Genomic DNA, 1593 nt, shown 5'->3' with positions numbered 1-1593 from the left:
CCCGTGCACCACGCCAGGCCCGTGCCGGAACCGCAGCCGGAGACGCCGGGCCAGGCCGCGCCGCCCGTTTCCGCTCCTGCTCCTGCTCCCGCTCCCGCGCCCGCCGTGCCCGCGCCCGCGCCTGGCGCCGAGGACAACGTGCCCGGCATGCGCGACTTGCCCGAGCCGATACAGCGGCAGATCCCGCCCGTCGCCATCGGCGGTTATATCTATTCGAAGAATCCGGCCGACCGCCTGCTGTTGATCGACAAGGTCCTGCGCCATGAGGGCGAGGAACTGGCGCCCGGCCTGGTGCTGGAAAAGCTGCAGCCGAAGGCGGCCATCTTCAGTTTCAAGGGCTACCGCTACCGCGTGCCGTATTGAGTTGTTGCGTATCAAGGCCGGGCCTTAGCAGCTGAACGATACTGGCCTGGCCTGGTCGAACCAGGATTGCTGCGCCCGTGCGCGTGGCCGGGGAGTTCCGATGATCGCTGCCGTAGCTGCTGCCGAGGGTGCGTTGGATGCGGATGTGCCGGGAAACCTGGCGCGCATCGACCACATTGTCGTGCTGATGATGGAAAACCGTTCGTTCGACCACATGCTCGGCTATCTGAGCCTGGAAGGCGGGCGCGCCGACATCGACGGTTTGCAGGCCGGCCATGCCAACCTGCATGCTGGCAGGACGTATCCCGTGCACCATTTGCTGCGCACGGCCTTCGGCCCGCAGCAAGACCCGTCGCATACTGGCGTGTCGGTAGCGCACCAATTGCAAAACAATAACGGTGGCTTCGTCGACGACTATGCGCAAACGCATCCGGGCGATCCCGACATCGATCTGGTGATGGGCTATTACAATGGGACCGATTTGCCCATGTACGATTTCCTGGCGCAGCAGTTCTGCGTCTGCGACCGCTGCTACAGCTCCGTGCCGGGCGCCACCTGGCCCAACCGCCTGTACGCGATCAGCGGCAAGGCGGCCGGCAGCAAGGACAGCAAGCGCGTGCCCCTGTACGCGAACAAATCCTTCGTGCGCCACCTGGAGCGGGCCCAGGTCAGCTGGAAGTTTTATTCCGCCTGGAAGCCCTGGAGCCTGGCTTTCAGCGACGACCATTACCGCTCGTCCGAGTGCTACGAACCGTTCGGCTCCAGCGCGCGCCGCTATGGTTTCATCGGCGATGCGCTGGCGGGCACCTTGCCTTCGGTCAGCTGGATCGATCCGCATTTCTTCGCCAATGACGACCACCCGCCGGCCGACATCCGCGCCGGCCAGGCGCTGGTGGCGCAGGTCTACCAGGCCCTGTCGCGCGGTCCGGCCTGGCCGCGGACCTTGCTGATCCTCAGCTATGACGAACACGGTGGTTTTTTCGACCATGTGCCGCCGCCCGCCGCCGTGGACGACGACCCGGCGTTTCGCCAGTACGGCGTGCGCGTGCCCATGCTGCTGGTGTCGCCGCTGATCGCGCCCGGCAGCGTCAGCCACCAGGTGTACGACCACACGTCGATTATCAAAACCATCCTGCAGCGCTTTTGCCGCGCCGCCGACGGCGCCTTGCCGCAGATGGGCGCGCGCGTGGCGGCCGCCAGCGGCCTGGGCGCCGTGCTGGACCTGGCGCA

2 protein-coding genes are annotated in these 1593 nt (G+C 66.4%); both read left to right on the top strand.

What is annotated here, in order from left to right:
- The coding region (locus GCN74_RS28140; protein ID WP_193317306.1) for a general secretion pathway protein GspB at positions 1-363 on the top strand (363 nt) is incomplete at its 5' end.
- Positions 364-463: 100 nt separating this feature from the next.
- On the top strand, positions 464-1593 hold a 1130-nt coding region (locus GCN74_RS28135; protein ID WP_152259703.1), incomplete at its 3' end, for an alkaline phosphatase family protein.

It is taken from the genome of Janthinobacterium sp. FT14W, assembly GCF_009208755.1.
GTDB lineage: Bacteria > Pseudomonadota > Gammaproteobacteria > Burkholderiales > Burkholderiaceae_D > Janthinobacterium > Janthinobacterium violaceinigrum.
The sequence above is the reverse complement of the archived record's forward strand: the minus strand, read 5'-3'. Positions and strand labels throughout refer to the sequence as shown.